Source organism: Pseudooceanicola lipolyticus (assembly GCF_002786325.1).
Classification (GTDB): domain Bacteria; phylum Pseudomonadota; class Alphaproteobacteria; order Rhodobacterales; family Rhodobacteraceae; genus Pseudooceanicola_C; species Pseudooceanicola_C lipolyticus.
Genome location: NZ_PGTB01000007.1, coordinates 68,849 through 85,061 on the forward strand (window position 1 = coordinate 68,849; position 16,213 = coordinate 85,061).

General features: G+C 65.5%; 16 protein-coding genes. 9 read left to right on the plus strand and 7 right to left on the minus strand.

Going from position 1 to position 16,213, the window contains the following annotated elements; genetic code table 11:
- Positions 1-7: 7 nt before the first annotated feature.
- Together arsH and arsB are read right to left on the minus strand one after the other, a co-directional pair.
- Positions 8-724 (minus strand): arsenical resistance protein ArsH, encoded by a 717-nt coding sequence (arsH, locus tag CVM52_RS04635; RefSeq protein WP_100161432.1) that lies wholly within the window; start codon positions 722-724, stop codon positions 8-10.
- A 104-nt stretch (positions 725-828) separates the two neighbouring features.
- On the minus strand, positions 829-1,875 hold the full coding sequence (arsB, locus tag CVM52_RS04640; protein ID WP_100161433.1) for an ACR3 family arsenite efflux transporter: 1,047 nt from the start codon (positions 1,873-1,875) through the stop codon (positions 829-831).
- A gap of 121 nt (positions 1,876-1,996) precedes the next feature.
- Between arsB and CVM52_RS04645 the strand changes: the two genes are divergently transcribed.
- Complete coding sequence (locus tag CVM52_RS04645) at positions 1,997-2,320, plus strand: ArsR/SmtB family transcription factor (RefSeq protein ID WP_100161434.1); 324 nt, start codon at positions 1,997-1,999, stop codon at positions 2,318-2,320.
- Between the two features lie 201 nt (positions 2,321-2,521).
- Here the strand turns inward: CVM52_RS04645 and CVM52_RS26805 are convergent, their stop codons facing one another.
- A complete protein-coding gene (locus CVM52_RS26805; RefSeq protein WP_205964881.1) occupies positions 2,522-4,207 on the minus strand; it encodes a calcium-binding protein in 1,686 nt (561 codons plus the stop codon).
- A 249-nt stretch (positions 4,208-4,456) separates the two neighbouring features.
- Here CVM52_RS26805 and CVM52_RS04655 point away from each other — a divergent pair, with 249 nt between their 5' ends.
- The 5 genes from CVM52_RS04655 (at position 4,457) to CVM52_RS04675 (ending at position 8,432) form a co-directional block, all read left to right on the plus strand.
- Positions 4,457-4,942 carry a thiol-disulfide oxidoreductase DCC family protein gene (locus CVM52_RS04655; RefSeq protein WP_205964882.1) on the plus strand — a complete coding sequence of 162 codons (486 nt, stop codon included), beginning with the start codon at positions 4,457-4,459 and terminating at the stop codon, positions 4,940-4,942.
- A gap of 90 nt (positions 4,943-5,032) precedes the next feature.
- The gene (locus CVM52_RS04660) at positions 5,033-5,215 is read left to right on the plus strand and encodes a hypothetical protein (RefSeq protein ID WP_100161436.1); all 183 of its coding nucleotides are present in this window, start codon (positions 5,033-5,035) and stop codon (positions 5,213-5,215) included.
- Between the two features lie 198 nt (positions 5,216-5,413).
- On the plus strand, positions 5,414-5,959 hold the full coding sequence (locus CVM52_RS04665; RefSeq protein ID WP_100161437.1) for a GbsR/MarR family transcriptional regulator: 546 nt from the start codon (positions 5,414-5,416) through the stop codon (positions 5,957-5,959).
- Positions 5,960-5,977: 18 nt separating this feature from the next.
- A complete protein-coding gene (locus CVM52_RS04670) occupies positions 5,978-7,414 on the plus strand; it encodes a cytochrome ubiquinol oxidase subunit I (protein WP_100161438.1) in 1,437 nt (478 codons plus the stop codon).
- 4 nt (positions 7,415-7,418) lie between these two features.
- On the plus strand, positions 7,419-8,432 hold the full coding sequence (locus CVM52_RS04675; protein WP_240620863.1) for a cytochrome d ubiquinol oxidase subunit II: 1,014 nt from the start codon (positions 7,419-7,421) through the stop codon (positions 8,430-8,432).
- Between the two features lie 39 nt (positions 8,433-8,471).
- On the opposite strand, the gene CVM52_RS04680 is transcribed toward CVM52_RS04675, so the two are convergent.
- Positions 8,472-9,161 carry a GntR family transcriptional regulator gene (locus CVM52_RS04680; protein ID WP_172720909.1) on the minus strand — a complete coding sequence of 230 codons (690 nt, stop codon included), beginning with the start codon at positions 9,159-9,161 and terminating at the stop codon, positions 8,472-8,474.
- Positions 9,162-9,231: 70 nt separating this feature from the next.
- Here CVM52_RS04680 and CVM52_RS04685 point away from each other — a divergent pair, with 70 nt between their 5' ends.
- From CVM52_RS04685 to CVM52_RS04695, 3 genes are all read left to right on the plus strand, one after another.
- Positions 9,232-10,029, plus strand: a complete 798-nt coding sequence (locus tag CVM52_RS04685; protein WP_100161440.1) for an SDR family NAD(P)-dependent oxidoreductase — start codon at positions 9,232-9,234, stop codon at positions 10,027-10,029.
- Complete coding sequence (locus CVM52_RS04690) at positions 10,026-10,982, plus strand: TAXI family TRAP transporter solute-binding subunit (RefSeq protein ID WP_240620864.1); 957 nt, start codon at positions 10,026-10,028, stop codon at positions 10,980-10,982. The genes CVM52_RS04685 and CVM52_RS04690 overlap by 4 nt, the downstream gene beginning before the upstream one ends.
- A 75-nt stretch (positions 10,983-11,057) precedes the next feature.
- Entirely contained in the window at positions 11,058-12,893 is a 1,836-nt protein-coding gene (locus CVM52_RS04695) for a TRAP transporter permease (protein WP_100161441.1), read from the plus strand.
- Between the two features lie 139 nt (positions 12,894-13,032).
- Here the strand turns inward: CVM52_RS04695 and CVM52_RS04700 are convergent, their stop codons facing one another.
- The 3 genes from CVM52_RS04700 to CVM52_RS04710 all read right to left on the minus strand — a co-directional run.
- Positions 13,033-14,274 (minus strand): diaminopropionate ammonia-lyase, encoded by a 1,242-nt coding sequence (locus tag CVM52_RS04700; RefSeq protein ID WP_100161442.1) that lies wholly within the window; start codon positions 14,272-14,274, stop codon positions 13,033-13,035.
- A 368-nt stretch (positions 14,275-14,642) separates the two neighbouring features.
- Positions 14,643-15,509 carry a MurR/RpiR family transcriptional regulator gene (locus tag CVM52_RS04705; protein WP_100161443.1) on the minus strand — a complete coding sequence of 289 codons (867 nt, stop codon included), beginning with the start codon at positions 15,507-15,509 and terminating at the stop codon, positions 14,643-14,645.
- Positions 15,506-16,213: amidase family protein (locus CVM52_RS04710; RefSeq protein ID WP_240620865.1), on the minus strand; the 708-nt coding region annotated here is incomplete at its 5' end. The genes CVM52_RS04710 and CVM52_RS04705, both read right to left, overlap by 4 nt.

Genomic DNA, 16,213 nt, shown 5'->3' on the forward strand with positions numbered 1-16,213 from the left:
CGTCCGGTCATTCCACCGCCTTGGCCTGATTGACCCGCGCCGACAGCGCCGCGTGGTTCTCCACCCGCTCGGAATAGCGGTCGACAAGATGTTCGCGGATGTCGCGGGTCAGCAGGGTGAAGCGCATCAACTCCTCCATCACATCGACGATGCGGTTGTAATAGGGCGAGGGTTTCATCCGGCCATGTTCGTCGAATTCGTCCCAGGCCTTGGCCACCGAGGACTGGTTGGGAATGGTCAGCAGCCGCATCCAGCGGCCCAGGATGCGCAGCTGGTTCACCGTGTTGAACGATTGCGACCCGCCGCAGACCTGCATCACCGCCAGCGTCTTGCCCTGGGTGGGGCGCACGCCGCCAAGCGACAGCGGGATCCAGTCGATCTGGCTCTTCATGATGCCGGTCACCGCGCCGTGGCGCTCGGGAGAGGACCAGACCATGCCCTCGCACCAGCTGACCAGGTCGCGGAGTTCGGCGACCTTTGGATGCTCGACCGGGGCGCTGTCGGGCAGGGGCAGGCCGCGCGGATCGAAAAGGCGCACCTCGGCCCCGAAGCGGGTCAGGATGCGCGCGGCTTCCTCGGCGGCAAAGCGCGAGAAGCTGCGTTCGCGCAGCGAGCCGTAGAGGATCAGGATGCGGGGCGCGTGGTGGCTGCGGTCGGCTGGAAACAGCGCCTCGGGGTCGATCGGCGCGAAGGCGGCCTCTGAGAGTTGCGGGGTGTCGGTCATAGACAGTCTCCGTTTGCGTCGATGACCACCGGCTCGGCACCGCTGGCGCCCCGGGCGGCCCGCACGGCGCCGCAGTTGGGGGTGGGAAGGATGACGATCATCGCTCAGGCTCCGGTTTCGGGAAAGCGCGCCCGCGTGCGGTTGGCGAAAGCCACAAGCGACAGCATCACCGGCACCTCGACCAGCACGCCCACCACGGTGGCCAGCGCGGCGCCGGAGTTGAGCCCGAAAAGGCTGATGGCGACGGCGACGGCAAGCTCGAAAAAGTTCGAGGTGCCGATCATCGCGCAAGGGGCGGCGATGCGGTGCGGCACCTTGAGGAGCCAAGCCGCGCCATAGGCCAGCGCGAAGATTCCGTAGCTCTGGATCAGGATCGGCACCGCGATCAGCACGATCACCCCGGGGCGCGAAAGCAGGGTCTCGCCCTGAAGGCCGAACAGGATCGCCACCGTCGCGATCAGGCCGAGCATCGAGAGCGGCTTGATGCGGGCGGTAAAGGCCGCGATCGCCGCCTCGGATCCCAGTGCGCGGCGGGTCAGCAGCCCCGCCAGCAGCGGCAGGACGACATAGAGCACCGTGGCCAAGACCAGCGTGTCCCATGGCACGGTGATCTCGGTCACGCCCAGCAGCAGCGCCACGATCGGGGCGAAGGCCACCACCATGATCAGATCGTTCACCGACACCTGCACCAGCGTGTAGGTGGCGTCGCCGCGGGTGAGCTGGCTCCAGACGAAGACCATCGCGGTGCAGGGGGCCGCGCCGAGCAGGATCAGACCGGCGATATATTGCGCGGCATCCTCGGGCGCGATCCATGCGGCGAAGATATGTTCGAAGAACAGCACCGCGAGGAAGGCCATGGTGAAGGGTTTGATCAGCCAGTTCACCACCAGCGTGACCAGCAGGCCCCTGGGCTGCCTGGCCACCCCGGCGACGGCACCGAAATCGACATTGACCATCATCGGGTAGACCATCGCCCAGATCAGCACCGCGACCACCAGGTTGATCGAGGCGACCTCGGTCGCGGCGATGGCGGTGACGAGGCCCGGCGCCACGCTGCCGATGGCGAGGCCAACCACCATGGCAAGCGCGACCCAGAGGGTCAAAAGACGTTCAAAGCGGCCCATCGGGGCCGGGGCGGCGGTGTCGGACATGCAAGGTCTCCGAGCTGAGGCTGTGGTATTAATCCGTCATTTCGCGGATTTAAGGATTAAGGGCTGGGTAGGCGCATGCTCACAGCTTGTCAATACTCCTCATTTCGCGTAATTACGAATTATGGACCAGAGCTCTGCCATCGACGCCTTCAGCGCGCTTGCCCACGACACCCGGCTGGAGATCTTCCGCCTGCTGGTGCGGCGTGGCCCCGAGGGCACGCCGGCGATGGAGGTCGGACGGCTTCTTGGGCTGAAGCCCTCGACCCTGTCCGGGCATCTTGCAACGCTGAAGCGCGCCGGGCTGGTCAGCGCCGAACGGCAGCATCGCGAGGTGTTTTACGCGCCCCGGTTCGACGCGGTGAACGGATTGGTGCGCTTTCTGCTCGACGATTGCTGCGGCGGCGATGAAAGCGCCTGCGCCGGGCTCGTCCTGCCCAGATTATAAGCGCCGCCGCGGCCGGCGCGGGCCGGTCACAATGCCAATCGGGGGCAGGGCGCAACGCCTTTCGGCCTGCGCTTGCGGCGCCACCGATCCCGCCCAAACAGGCCGGTCTTGCGATGATCCCGTCCTGCAACCGATCTTGGGCCCGGCCCCGAACAGGCACGCTGGGCAGACCTGGCGCTGCCGTGTGTTCAGGATGCGGGATCAGGCCAGCAGGTCATAATCATAGGCGGCAAGCACGGCCGGGTTCTGGAAGGCGAAATAGTCGACGCTTTCGGCGATATGGTTGGTCTCGGAATCGCGGCTTTTCTCCTCTTCCACCGAGACCGCAAAGCCGGTGGCTGTCGCGCCATCGCCGCGCGCCCATGCGGTGTCTTTGCCGTCAAAGCTCGACAGGGCGGCGATGGCATTCCCGCCACCGGGCAGGGCGGCGCCCAGGTCGACCACGGCCTCGGCGTCGGTGACACCGGCCCGCCGGCCGGCCACCCAGTCGAACCCGTCGACGTTGCCGCTGCCGGCCTCGATGGCGACCCAGCCGAGCGTTTCGGCCACATGCCCGCCGGAGTTGCGCGCCTCTTCCTCCTGCATCGTCAATTGAAACCCCTCCGCCGTGGCGCCCTGTTGACGCGTGGTGACGAAATCGGAGCCGTTAAAGCTCTGCACCTGGCTGAGAATGACCGGCGCATTGCCGAAGTCGCCCGCAAAGGTGACGGTTTCGAAGCCCTGCGGCGACAGTTTGCTGCTGGTCTGCGTGCCGGCTTCCAACACCGTGCCATCCGGCAGAATCCAGCTCCCGGCCTCGACCACCAGATAATTGACGGTTTCATTGGCGTGCCAGCCGTCGAGGTAATTCGGTTCCTGCAAGTGCAGCGTCAGCTCCTGGCCGCTGACGTCGCTGATCCGCACGTTCACCGGCTGCCCGCCATTCTGGGTGGCGACGAAGGCGACAACCACCGGGTTGTCATAGCTGTGCTGCAGCGTCACCGTTGTGGCGCGGTGGTTCAGCGTCACCTGACCGGTTTCGGCAATCGCGGGCGTCAGCAGGGCGGAGGTGTCAATAACCGCGTCGGCAAAGTGGATTTCCTCGATCCCGTCCAGACTGTCGGTCCCGTCATCGCCATCGCCCGGATCGACATCCTGCACCTGGATCAGGCCCTGCGCCGTCACCGAAACCGCGTATCCCGCGCGGTTGCCGGCGTACTCCGCCCGGTCGCCGCTGCTGTGGGCGCCGCCGTGCAACATGTCATCTCCCGGCCCGCCGGTGAGACTGTCGTCGCCGGAACCGGCCCAGATCACGTCATTCCCGCGCCCCGCCGTCACCACGTCGTCGCCGTCCAGCGCCATCAGGGTTTCGTCGATCTGCAGGCCGGCCATCAGGTCATTGCCCGCGGTGCCGTAGAAGATACCGTCGGCCGGCGGCGTCACATCCGCGACGATGTTGCCCCAGCTTGCGAAACCGATGAAGTCGTCGCTGTTCATCCCCGCCGGTAGCAAGGCCGAGGGCGTGCCGCCGGCGGCGTGCAGCAGGGCGCCGATGAAGGCGTTGGAATTCTCTTCGAACAGGCTGTAGTCGTAGTTGCTGCCATCGATCAGGCGCGCGTATTTGACCATGAACGCCCAGGCGTCATCATCGGTCAGCTGCGGAAAGTCGAGCGGCGTGCTGACCCGCTGCTCGGGGGTATCGCCATCACGGTCATCGGCCGAGTCTGGCAGCGCGACATTGACCTCGATTGCCATCTCGCCAAAGGGCCAGAAGCTGTTCTCGGGACCCGACCGCAAGACGTATTCGTCGCCGTTGATGTCCCTGAACACCAGGTAAAGATGCTGGAACGGCAAGGAAAACCCGAGCGAATCCACGTTGCTTGTTTCGATGAATATTTCGCCGCTCATGATCCCCCCCCAACCGGCGCCAATGCGCCCGACGCTACGCCACGGGTCGAGGATACACCAAAACCCGCCCCAGGCCGAGCGCGCCGGGTTGGCTGGTGCCGGCACGCCTTGGTTGGGCCGGGGCGGGCAGGGCGACCCGGTGGGAGGTATTCGCGCCATTCGGGACAGGATGTCGCGGTGATGCCTCTTGCCCGGTGCCCTGTGTGCCACATCTCCTGGCCCGAGGATCGCTGACCTAAAGGGCCTGAGATGGTGCATGACACGGGAACACGCATGGTCGGGCCGAAGGCTGGACGCGGATCAGAAAGCCTGCCCACTGACGCAGAGGGTCTGACCGTCTATTTCGATGGCAGCTGCCCGCTCTGCAGCGCCGAGGTCGCGCATTACGCGGCACAGCGCGGCGGAGACACGCTTGCATTTGTGGATGTCTCGAAAGAGGACAGCGCCATCGGCGCGGACCTGGCGCCGGGCGATGCGATGCGCCGCTTTCACGTGCGCAGGGCAGACGGCCGCCTGCTTTCGGGCGCCCGGGCGTTTATCGCCATCTGGGAAACCTTGCCGCGATGGTGCTGGGCGGCGCGGATCGCGGCTGTGCCGGGCATGCCTTACATGCTGGAAGGGGCCTATCGGCTGTTTCTGCCGATCCGGCCGGTCCTGTCGAAACTCGCCTCGGTTCTGGGCGCCAGGCCGGCCAATAGCTGCCCCCGTGACGATGGTGCGGAGCGCCCTTGGTGATCATCGCGCTTGCCGGGCGCGGGTGAGGCCCTGAATGATCCGGCGCCCTGTCCGGGGCGTAAACCCTGGGACAACAGCAGGAGGTTGGACATGTTGAACAAGCTGCTTCCGAACAGGCCCGAGGGTTTGCCCGAGCGCCCCGAGCCCCGGCCGGACAGCGCCGGGCCCATGCGGATGACCGCGCTCGACCTGCGGTCGCAGGACCCGTCCGCCGCGCGGGATCGGGCCGCGCATCGGCGCAGCACCTGGCTCTACGAAGATCTGCTGAACTGAGCGCGCCAGGACCGCGCGGCAGACGTGGCCGGCGGTAAACGACAAAGACAAAGACATAGATCACGCCGGGCCACTGCCCGGCTTTTTCATGCGCCCGCGCTGGCTGTGCAAATTGACGCAGGGGATGGACCGCGCGGATTGCGGGTCTATCTGAATTTTCAGAAATAACTGAAATTACCGCAAGCCGAGGGCAACTCGATGAAAATCCCGCCACTCCAACAGGAATTTGTACTTCACTTTGGTGAAATGGGCAGCCGCTGGGGCATCAACCGCACCGTCGGGCAGATCTATGCCCTGCTGTTCCTGTCCGCCGACGCATTGAACGCCGACCAGATCACCGAGGCGCTGGGCATCAGCCGGTCCAACGCCTCGATGGGGCTGAAGGAATTGCAGGCCTGGCGGCTGGTGCGCCTGAAACATGTGCCCGGCGACCGCAAGGACCATTTCACCACGCCCGACGACCTGTGGGAGATCGTCCGCATCCTGATCGAAGAACGCAAGAAGCGCGAGATCGATCCGACGCTGACCAAGCTGCGCGCGCTGGAGATGCAGGGGCCGGCAGGGGATGACTATTCCGAGGCCCGCATCTCGGAACTGCGCGAGATGATCGAGATGATGACGGGTTTTTACGAAGACATGGCCCGGCTGGAAACCGAGAAGCTGGTGCGCCTGATGACCTATGGCAGCCGGATCGCGGGCCTGATCGACAAGGTGGGCGGCGTCTTCCCGTCCAAGAATCGCTAAAACAAAGGAAACGACGGAATGGAAGCGTTCGACACACTTCTGCTCAGCCGCATCCAGTTTGCGGCAAATATCTCATTTCACATCCTGTTCCCGACGATCACCATCGCCCTGGGCTGGGTGCTGTTGTTCTTTCGCCTGCGCTTTGCCCGCACCGGCGACGATAAATGGATGGCCGCCTACCGGTTCTGGGTGAAGGTCTTTGCCCTGAGCTTTGCCATGGGCGTGGTCTCGGGCATCACCATGTCCTTTCAGTTCGGCACCAACTGGCCGGGCTTCATGGAAACGGTGGGCAACATCGCCGGGCCGCTGCTGGCCTATGAGGTGCTGACCGCCTTCTTCCTCGAGGCGGCCTTTGTCGGGATCATGCTGTTCGGATTTTCCCGCGTGCCGGCCTGGCTGCACATCACCGCGACCGCGCTGGTGGCCATCGGCACCACCTTGTCCACCTTCTGGATCATCGTGCTGAACAGCTGGATGCACACGCCGCAGGGCTATGAAATGGTCGATGGCGTCGCCTATGCCACCAACTGGTGGGAGGTCATCTTCAACCCCTCGATGCCGTATCGCTTTGCCCATATGGTGCTGGCCTCGTTCCTGACGGTCTCCTTCCTGGTGGCCGGTGTTTCGGCCTTCCGCTGGATAATCGGCGACCGTTCGCGCGACGTGCGCGCGACGCTCAAGACCGGCGTCGCCATCGCCGCGCTGCTGATCCCGATGCAGATCTTCATGGGCGACATGCACGGGCTGAACACGCTGGAATACCAGCCGCAGAAGGTTGCCGCGATGGAGGGCAACTGGGAGACCGGGCCAAACGTGCCTTTGTTGCTGTTCGCGCTGCCGGATGAACAGGCGCGCGACAACCGGTTCGAGATCGGCGTGCCCAACGGTGCCTCGATCATTCTCAAGCATTCGCCCGAGGGCGTGGTGCCCGGCCTGAACGATTTCGTGGCCGCGGACGGCACCCCCCAGCACCCTCCGGTTGCGCCTGTCTTCTGGTCCTTCCGGGTCATGGTCGGCACCGGGTTTGCCATGCTTGCGCTCAGCTGGAGCGCCGTCTTCTTCATGTGGCGTCGCCGCAGCCGGCACCAGGGCCGGATCGGCGGTCACTGGATGGCGGTCGAGGGCCTGCCCAAACCGCTGCTCTGGGCGCTGGTGCCGATGGCCTTCTCGGGCTGGGTCGCCACGCTGGCCGGCTGGTACACCACCGAGATCGGCCGCCAGCCCTGGCTGGTGCAAGGGGTCATGACCACCGACATGGCGGTGGCCGATGTGCCGGCGCCGATGGTGGTGGGCACGCTGGTCGCCTATCTGGCGATCTATGCCGCGCTGCTGATCGCCTATATCGGCGTGATTGCCTACCTCGCCCGCAAGGCCGCGCGGGGGGGCGACGCCCGCGCCGACAGCATGATCCATTCGGGCAAGGCGCCTGTCGTCGCCCTGAACCCCGCGGAGTAAGCCGATGTTGCCTGACTTCACCAACCCGGCCGAATGGCTGCCCTGGGCCTTCGCCTCGCTGATGGGGCTGTCGATCCTGGTCTATGTCGTTCTGGACGGGTTCGACCTGGGCGTCGGCATCCTGTTTCCGCTGGCAACCCCGGACGAGCAGGACCGCATGATCGGATCGATCGGGCCGTTCTGGGACGCCAACGAAACCTGGCTGGTGCTGGCGGTGGGCCTGCTGCTGGTGGCCTTCCCGACCGCGCATGGCATGATCCTGTCCTCGCTCTACCTGCCGGTCTTCGCGATGCTGATCGGGCTGATCCTGCGCGGCGTCGCCTTCGAGTTCCGCGCCAAGGCGCGGGCCCGGCACAAGGCGCTGTGGAACCGGCTGTTCTTTGCCGGATCGCTGGTCACCGCGCTGGCGCAGGGGTTTATGCTGGGGCTTTACATCATGGGGCTGGAAAAGACGCCACAGACCTACCTGTTCGCCACGGTGACCTCGGTTTTCCTGACCGTGGGCTATGGCTTTATCGGGGCAACCTGGCTGGTGCACAAAACCACCGGTGACTTGCAGGCCAAGGCGCTGAACTGGGCGCGGGGCACCCTGTGGGGCGTCATTGCCGGGATCGGCGCGGTGTCGCTTGCGACGCCGCTGGTCAGTGACCGCATCCTTGGCAAATGGTTCAGCTTTCCGAATATCCTGTGGCTGGCGCCGCTGCCCCTGCTGTCCGGCGCGCTGGTTGTCGCGCTTTGGCTGATGCTGCGCCGGATGCCCTTTGCCGGCGACCGCTGGAACTGGCTGCCCTTCGCGACCTCGAGCGGCATCTTCGCACTGGCCTATCTTGGGCTTGCCTACAGCTTCTACCCTTACGTGGTGCCCGAGCGGCTGACGCTTTACGAGGCCGCCGCCGCGCCCGAAAGCCTGATGATCATCCTGGTCGGAGCCTGTTTCGTCGTGCCGATCATCATTGGCTATTCGGTGCTGGCCTACGTGATCTTCCGCGGCAAGGCGACCGCGCTGCGCTATGAATGAGGCGCGTGCCGAGCGTGGAACGGGCGGCGATTTGCCCCGTTAACTGGCCCCGCTCGGCTTGTTGATATGGGCCCAGAGAAGCTCGGCGCCCTTGTCGGCGTCCAGTGCAAGGGCGGCCTGGGCGATCTGTTCGTGGTCCGCGGCGCTGTGTTGCAGCCGCTGCCGCAAGGCATCCGAATCCGTGATCCGGAGATAGGCGTGGATGCGGAAGCGGCGCGTCATGTCATAGCGATCCCGCACCAGGTCGATCAAAGCCGGGGACTCCGCATTGGCGATCAGGCTCATGTGAAAGGCGCGGTTGCGGTCATCCCAAGTGCGGATTGCGCGCGCGGGATTGTCAAGCATCGCGGCCTCGGCTTCCTTGAGAAGGAAATGCGAACTGACGATCCCGGCCCGCCATTCCGGCGTCTGATGTGCAACCGACCAGCGAAAGGCGAGGGATTCGAGTTCGGCGCGCAGCCGCGTATTGTCGAGCAGCACCTCGGAGGTCATGTCGGAAACGAAGAAACCGCGCTGTTCGATGGCGTCCACGTACCCTTCGCCGCACAATTGCGACAGCGCCTCGCGGGCCGAAGCGGCGCTGATATCGTAGGTCTGCCTGACCCAGGCGACCTTGAGCTTTTCGCCGGGCGGCAGCCGCCCCGCAGAGATGTCCGCGCGCAAGGCATCCGTTGCCTTGTGGATCACGCCGCCCGCATCGGGTTCCATATTCAGCGAGTCTATGTTCATTTCGCCTTGTGATCCCATAAAATATCAGATATTATTCCCTCTTGTAGGATTAATCCGGATATAGCTGATAATGTACCGAACGATCGTCGTCGGCTCAAGTGGGGAAATCGGCCTTGCGGTGATGCGTGCGGCAATCGCGCGGGGCGATCAGGCCTTTGGTCTGGACCTGTCCCCGACCGATATTCCCGGCAGTGCCGGCACCGGCCAGATCGATCTTAGGAACGATTCCAGCGTGCAGGCGGGCTTTGCCGCTGCGGTAAAGCAGCTTGGCGGGGTTGACGTGGTTGTAAACGCCGCGGGGCTGATGGCGCGCGGTTCGCTTCTGGAGACCAGCGTGGCCGAGTTCCTGCGCACGATCGACACCAATCTGGGTGGCGCGTTCCGGTTGACCCAGGCGGCCGCGCGGATCATGCAGCCCCAGGGGGGCGGGGCGATCATCCACATATCCTCGATCCATGCGCTGCGCGGCGCCCCCAACCGGGTGGCCTATGCCGCGTCCAAGGGGGGGCTTTCGGCCTTTATCCACGCGGTCGCGAGCGAGCTTGGGCCAGCCGGGATCACCATCAACGCGGTTGCCCCGGGTCCCACCGGCCGGGGCATGGGATCGGCCCCGCAGGACCGTGCCCGCGCGCTCGAGCGGACGCCGCTGCAGCGTGCCGCAGATGCGGAGGAGGTGGCCAGCGCGGTTTTGTTCCTGACTTCGCAGGCCGGCCGCTTTATTACCGGCCATGTGCTGCCGATTGACGGCGGTGCAAGTTCCACTTTCTTTTCTGCCTCGCAGCACGCGGGGCTGGACAAGATGCGCCCGGACAGCGAAGGGCCAGGCCAGGCGCACAATATTTCTGTTATGGAGGAGACAAACCAATGAAGACGTTTATGAGGTCGATGGCGGTCGGCACCGCCCTATCCGCCGTGATGATGACGGCGGCCAGCGCCGAGACCAGGATCACCTATAAATCGGCCAAGACCGGGTCGTCCTATTACCAGATGGGCGTGGAATTGGCCGAAGCGGTGAAGCGCGGCACCGATGGCGATGTGATCATGACCATCGAGGAAAGCCAGGGCTCGGTCCAGAACGTGATGGAAGTGCGCGCCCGCGGCGGTGATTACGTGTTCACCACGCCGCCCTCGCTTGCCACCGCCGCCGCTGCCGCCACCGGACCCTTCGCGGACAAGGGGCACGAAAACTTTTCCGAGATTCGCGCCTTGTTCCCGATCCCGTCGTTGACGATGCATTTCGTCATGTCGGCGGAAACCGGCGCGACAAAGCTTGCCGATATCGAGGGCACCAGCGTGCTTCTCGGCAAAGGTTCCTTCGGTGCCACCGAAGGTGAGAAATACATCGACCTGTTCGGCCTGGCCGGAAAGGTCGAGATCGCCGATGCCGAGTTGTCGAATGCGGTGGCGGCGCTGAAAAACGGCCAGATCGACGGGTTTGTGACCGCCGGGTCCTGGCCCGCGCCCAACGTGATCGAGGCGGCGGCGTCGACCCCGGTCACGGTGCTGAGCATGTCCGAGGAGGAGATCGCCAAGACCGGCCGTACCGCGATGACGATCCCCGCCGGAACCTATGCCGGGCAGAGCGCCGACATCCACACGACCTCGCTGCCGGTGATGGCCTTCACCACCACCGCGATGGACGAGGACACCGCCTATCTGCTGACCAAGACCTTTTGGGAGAGCAAGGCGGAAATGGCCGGGGTGGCGCCGTGGTGGGACGGCGTGAATGTCGACATGCTGAACCAGGACGGGATCGCGTTCCATCCCGGTGCCGTGCGGTATTATGACGAGCAGGGGATCGCCCTGCCGGCTGCCAACTAACCGCGATCTTGCGGGGCCGGACGCCCGGGTGTCCGGCCCGTTTGCACATCCTGTTCAGCCATGAGAGATCCGCGCATGGATTCCGTCGCCCATCACCGGCGTGCCGGCAGCAATTGGCTTGCCTTCGCCGACCGCCTCAGCCGGCCGTTCTGGCTCGTCCTGGCTGCCATCGTCGTGGTCTATCACGTCGGCCTGGTTTTCTACGGCCTGGTGCCCAACCTGGTCAGCCGCCCGGTGCATATGGCGCTGATCCTGCCCTTTGTCCTCGCCGCCGCGCCGGGCACGGCCGGCCAGAAGGCCAGCGGTGCCGTGCTTGCGATCATCGGATCGGCGGCGGCGTTGTGGATCGCGTTTCATCACAACGCGCTTGGCGACCAATACGGGTTTCTCGAAAGCGGATGGCAAATGGCCATTGCCATCTGTCTGTTGCTGGTCGTTCTCGAAGCCGCGCGGCGGGCCATCGGCTGGCCGCTGCCGCTGGTTGCCGGTGTGGCGCTGCTGTACGGGCTGTTCGGGCAGCATATTCCGGGGCAGTTCGGCCATTCCGGCATCCCGTTGGAAAGCTTTCTGGGCACGCTGACCATCGCCGAGGGCGGCATCTGGGGGTCGCTCACCGGGGTTTCGGTGGGGGTTGTGGCGATCTTCGTGATTTTTGGCGCGGTGCTGAACGCGGGTGAGGCCGGGCAGGGCTTCATGAATGTCGCCTCGGCTGCGGCCGGTCGCCTGAAGGGCGGCGCGGCGAAAGTGTCGGTCATATCCTCGGCGCTGTTCGGCTCGATCTCCGGATCGGCCTCGGCCAATGTGGCATCGACCGGCGCGGTTACCCTGCCGGCGATGGAAAAGCTGGGCTATCCCAAGCGCCTGGCCGCAGCGGTCGAGGCCGTTGCCTCGTCCGGCGGGCAGATCATGCCGCCGCTGATGGGCGCCGGCGCCTTCGTGATGGTCGAACTGACGGGCACGCCCTATACCGCGATCATCGCGGCGGCGATCCTGCCGGCGATTCTGTTCTTTGTCGCCGTCTGGGTCGGCATCGATGCCTATGCGCGCCACACCGAACTGAAAAGCGTCGCCAAAGAGGATCGCCCGGCCGCGCGCGACGTGTTCGTGACCTCGCTGTTCTTCCTGGTGCCCTTCACGGTGCTGCTGCTGGGCATGTTCCTGGTCGGCTTCACGCCGGAATATTCCGCCGCATTGGCGATTTTCGCGGGGGCGGCGCTGCTTTTCGTCAATGGCCAGCTGCAATCCAGGCGCGAGCAGATCCTATCGCGCTTTGCAGCGGCCATCCTGAATGCGGCCAAGCAGGTGTCGATGATCGCGGCGATCATCCTCTGCGCCTCGATCATCATCGGGGTGCTGTCGATCACCGGGCTGGGGGTCAAGCTGACCTCGCTGATCCTGGAAGGATCGGGCGGGCTGTTATGGCCCTCGCTGCTGCTGACGGCGCTGGCCTGTCTGCTGCTGGGCATGGAGGTGCCGACCACCGCGGCCTATGTCATCTGTGTGTCAGTCGCGGGTCCGGCCCTGACCCAGCTGGGACTCGAGCCGCTGCAGGCGCATCTTTTCGTCTTCTGGTTCGCCCTGCTGTCGACGATCACGCCACCGGTCTGCGGCGCGGTGTTCATCGCGGCGGGGATGATCGGCGAGAATTGGCTGCGGGTGGCCATCACCGCAATGGCGCTGGGCGTCGGTCTTTACATCATCCCGCTGGGCATGATCGCCAACCCGGCCATCCTCAGCCTGGCCGAAACGCCGCTGCAGGCTTTGATCGCGTTCCTGCAGATCGCCATCGGTCTCAGCGCGATATCCTTCGGCCTGATCGGAACCCGCCGCATCCTGCCATCGCTGGCGCTGATCGCGCTGGGCTTTGCGGTGATCTTCGGGCCGGGGCTGCTGTTGTCGCAAGGCGCCTGACCCGCGCGCGTCCCCGCGCCCCGCAGAAAATGGGGCGCCGGCGCCGGCCGGCCCGAGGCTTGCGGGTCGTTCTACGGCCCGCCGATCCGGCCCAGACCGCGCCGGTTGGTCAGCAGCCGGTCGGGCGCAACTGCCGCCGTCATCGCATGCCCTGCCGGATCGCATCGCCGCTGGCGCCGACCAGATCGGCGTAGAGCGCGGCATCGGTATCGCCCTCGGTGCCGAACAGCAGCACACGCGATGTGGCATCGAGCCCCAGCATCGCCCGCGCTTCCGGGTCTTTCATCGCCACCGCCAGGCCGGCCAGTCCGGCCACGGCGGATTCCCCTGCAACCAGGGCCGCGTCTGTGGGCTGGGGATAGGCCAGCCATTTCATCGCGGCGATGGCCTGCGCGTCCGTCACGGCGATCGCGGCATCGCCGTGGTCTTTCAGGATCTCCCAGGCAAGTGCCGACACTTCGCCACAGGCCAGGCCCGCCATCAGCGTATCCAAATCGCCTTCGACGGCGGTAGGGGCACCGGCCTGGACCGTCGCCAGGACGCAGGCGGATTTGTCCGGGTCGCACAGCACGATGGTCGGGCGGTCAGGTCCGAATTTGCGCACCACATGCGCGGTCACCGCGGCGGCCATGCCGCCGACGCCGGTCTGCAGAAAAATGTGGGTCGGCGGTGTGTCCAGCGCGTCGATCGCTTCGGCGGCCATCAGTTCATAGCCCTGCATGACGTCCCTGGGCACCTCCATATAGCCCGGATAAGAGGTGTCGGAGACCACGAACCAGCCCTCGCGGGTGGCGGTGTCCTGTGCTTCGCGCACCGAGTCGTCATAGTTGCCGGCACAGCGGCGCACCTCGGCGCCATAGGCCGCAATGGCGGATTTGCGCGCCTCGGACACGGTGGCATGAATGAAGATCACGCAGGCACAGCCGAAGCTCTGCGCACCCCAGGCGACCGAGCGGCCGTGATTGCCATCGGTGGCGCAGCAGACGGTGATCCCGGCGACAATCTCGGGATGCGCCCGGCCGGTGACTTCGGACATCTCAACCGCGCGGCCCAGGGTTTCGGACAGCTGCGCCTGCAGCAGCCGTGCCACCGCATAGGCGCCGCCAAGCGCCTTGAAACTGCCAAGGCCAAAGCGGCTGCCCTCGTCCTTGAAATGGATATCGGCCACGCCGATGGACTGCGCCAGCGCCGGCAGCGGCACCAGCGGGGTTTCGGCATAGCCCGGCCAACCCGAGATGGTCGCGCGGGCGGCGGACAGGCCCGCCGCACTGAGGATCGCATCCTGTGCGGCGGTCCAGGTGGCGGTCTTGGATGCCAAAGGATTCAGGCACAGCGTAAAGGCTTCGGGTGTGCCTTCGAAGCGGGTGATCTGGCGCGTCATCGTGTCCTCCGTTGGTCCTGCCGCTGGCAAGAAAACCCCAGGCGGCCCCGCCGTCCGGGCTGGGAGTCAAAGGTGTTCCTCCGCCTCTTCGAACGAGGCGAGCATGAAGTCGAGCATCGCGATCTCTTCGGCGCCATGGCTTTCCTCGATCAACGCGCGCGGCGGGCGGCGCCGCTGCGGCGAACGTGGCCCGTATCTCGGGCAAGATGGCCCGCGTGTCCAGCTTGGCCGCCGATGCCAACAGCCCCTTGTCAGACGCTTCGATCACCCGGCGCTTCAAGCGGCCAAGATCGGTGGCCGGGCCGCAGCCCGCGATATCGCCTCGGCCAGACCTGATGCGGCAAATTTCAGGCCGCTGCGGCCGCGCCTCAGTCCTGGAAGGCGTCGAACCGGTCCTGCAATTTGCGCATCCGGTTCAGGCGATCCGACACCGCATCGCCAAGATGCGCAATGATGTCGTCCAGCAACAGCCCGGTCGCGCAGGAAAACGGCGCCTGGCTGTCCCAGAACAGTCGTGAATCCGTGCGCAGCGGCAGCACGATATCGGTGTAGTCGCGCGCCCAATAGCAGTGTGAATCACAGATCAGCACGATCGAGACGTCGTCTTCCACCGCGGCCGACAGCAGCGCATGGCTGAGCCGGGTATAGCGGCGCATCTCGAACAGGACGATGCAGCGATCCGCCTCGTTGCCGGCGAATACCTCGGCAAAGGTGCCGTCGCAGCCATCCTGCTGATGCACCCCATCGCGCAGGTAGGTCAGCCGCTCGGCAAAGCTGGAGGCGATGCCGCGGATGGTCTGGAAGCCGGCAACATGCACCTGGGTGGCGCCCGAAATCGTCTTGACGGCTTTGCTCCAGACCGGTGTGCCGCGCAATTCATAGGCGCTTTGCAGGCCGTTCACCTCAAGCTCGAAACTGTCCCAGTTGCCGGCTTCCTCGCTGGTGTCGCGGATGCGCTCTAGCCGGTTCGAAACCAGCACCGGGCCGGAATCGATCTCGTTGCGCAGATCGCCCTTCAACTCGTTCAGCCCCTGATAGCCCAGGGTGCGCAGAAATCGCCCGACGGTCATCTGGCTGACCCCGACCGTTTCCGCGATCGAGGCGGCGGTTTCAAAGGCCAGCCGGTCGAAATTGATCAGCATGTAATTGGCCACCGCCTTCTCGGCCTTGGTGAAACGCTGGAAGTTCTGGCTCAGCCGTTCGCGCAGGCCGATGTCATTATTCGCGTCGTTCATGCCGGACTCCCTGCCAGACGATGGAACCAGGGCTGTGCCGCCTCGACCTGGCCGGCCAGCCGGAACAGGACATCCTCCCGCCCGAAGCCGGCCGAGGCCATCACCCCGACGGGAAGCCCGTCTTCGGTCCAGTGCAGCGGCAGCGACATGCTGGGTTGCCCCGTCACATTGAACATCTGGGTGAAGGGTGAAAAGGCCGCAAGCGCCTCGCGATAGCCGGCAAGGTCGTCGGTATCGGTGCGCTGCGTGTTCAGCAGGGGCGGCGGATGCCCAAGCGTCGGGCTGAGCACCACGTCATACCGCTCGTGAAAGGCGGCCATGCGGCGGCTCTGGGCATGTATCGCGGCAAGCGCGCGGGGATAATCCTCGATCCGCATCTGGCGGCAGGCCTCGACGGCGCTCCAGCTGACGGCATCGACATCGTCGGGACCAATCTTGCGCCCCCGCGCACTGCCCAGCGCTTCGATCATGCGGGAAACATTGCTGGCGACCAGGATCCAGACCGCTTCGCCAAGCGGCGCCCAATCGCCGGGCAGGTCGGCTTCCTCGACATCGTGGCCCAGCGAGTCGAGCAACCTGGCGGCCTGGCGCGCCGCGGTCTGGCAGGCCGGGTCGACCGGCCGGCCCGAGGGTGGTGCCAGCTGAAGCGCGACCCGCAGGCGGCCGGGGTCGGTGGCGACCTCTTCGGTATAGGGCCGGGTGCG

What these genes read in the sequence shown, in the direction of transcription:
- arsH (WP_100161432.1), bottom strand. Translation starts at nt 724, where the DNA reads ATGACCGACACCCCGCAACTCTCAGAGGCCGCCTTCGCGCCGATCGAC.
- arsB (WP_100161433.1), bottom strand. Translation starts at nt 1,875, where the DNA reads ATGTCCGACACCGCCGCCCCGGCCCCGATGGGCCGCTTTGAACGTCTT.
- CVM52_RS04645 (WP_100161434.1), top strand. Translation starts at nt 1,997, where the DNA reads ATGGACCAGAGCTCTGCCATCGACGCCTTCAGCGCGCTTGCCCACGAC.
- CVM52_RS26805 (WP_205964881.1), bottom strand. Translation starts at nt 4,207, where the DNA reads ATGAGCGGCGAAATATTCATCGAAACAAGCAACGTGGATTCGCTCGGG.
- CVM52_RS04655 (WP_205964882.1), top strand. Translation starts at nt 4,457, where the DNA reads ATGGTGCATGACACGGGAACACGCATGGTCGGGCCGAAGGCTGGACGC.
- CVM52_RS04660 (WP_100161436.1), top strand. Translation starts at nt 5,033, where the DNA reads ATGTTGAACAAGCTGCTTCCGAACAGGCCCGAGGGTTTGCCCGAGCGC.
- CVM52_RS04665 (WP_100161437.1), top strand. Translation starts at nt 5,414, where the DNA reads ATGAAAATCCCGCCACTCCAACAGGAATTTGTACTTCACTTTGGTGAA.
- CVM52_RS04670 (WP_100161438.1), top strand. Translation starts at nt 5,978, where the DNA reads ATGGAAGCGTTCGACACACTTCTGCTCAGCCGCATCCAGTTTGCGGCA.
- CVM52_RS04675 (WP_240620863.1), top strand. Translation starts at nt 7,419, where the DNA reads ATGTTGCCTGACTTCACCAACCCGGCCGAATGGCTGCCCTGGGCCTTC.
- CVM52_RS04680 (WP_172720909.1), bottom strand. Translation starts at nt 9,161, where the DNA reads ATGAACATAGACTCGCTGAATATGGAACCCGATGCGGGCGGCGTGATC.
- CVM52_RS04685 (WP_100161440.1), top strand. Translation starts at nt 9,232, where the DNA reads ATGTACCGAACGATCGTCGTCGGCTCAAGTGGGGAAATCGGCCTTGCG.
- CVM52_RS04690 (WP_240620864.1), top strand. Translation starts at nt 10,026, where the DNA reads ATGAAGACGTTTATGAGGTCGATGGCGGTCGGCACCGCCCTATCCGCC.
- CVM52_RS04695 (WP_100161441.1), top strand. Translation starts at nt 11,058, where the DNA reads ATGGATTCCGTCGCCCATCACCGGCGTGCCGGCAGCAATTGGCTTGCC.
- CVM52_RS04700 (WP_100161442.1), bottom strand. Translation starts at nt 14,274, where the DNA reads ATGACGCGCCAGATCACCCGCTTCGAAGGCACACCCGAAGCCTTTACG.
- CVM52_RS04705 (WP_100161443.1), bottom strand. Translation starts at nt 15,509, where the DNA reads ATGAACGACGCGAATAATGACATCGGCCTGCGCGAACGGCTGAGCCAG.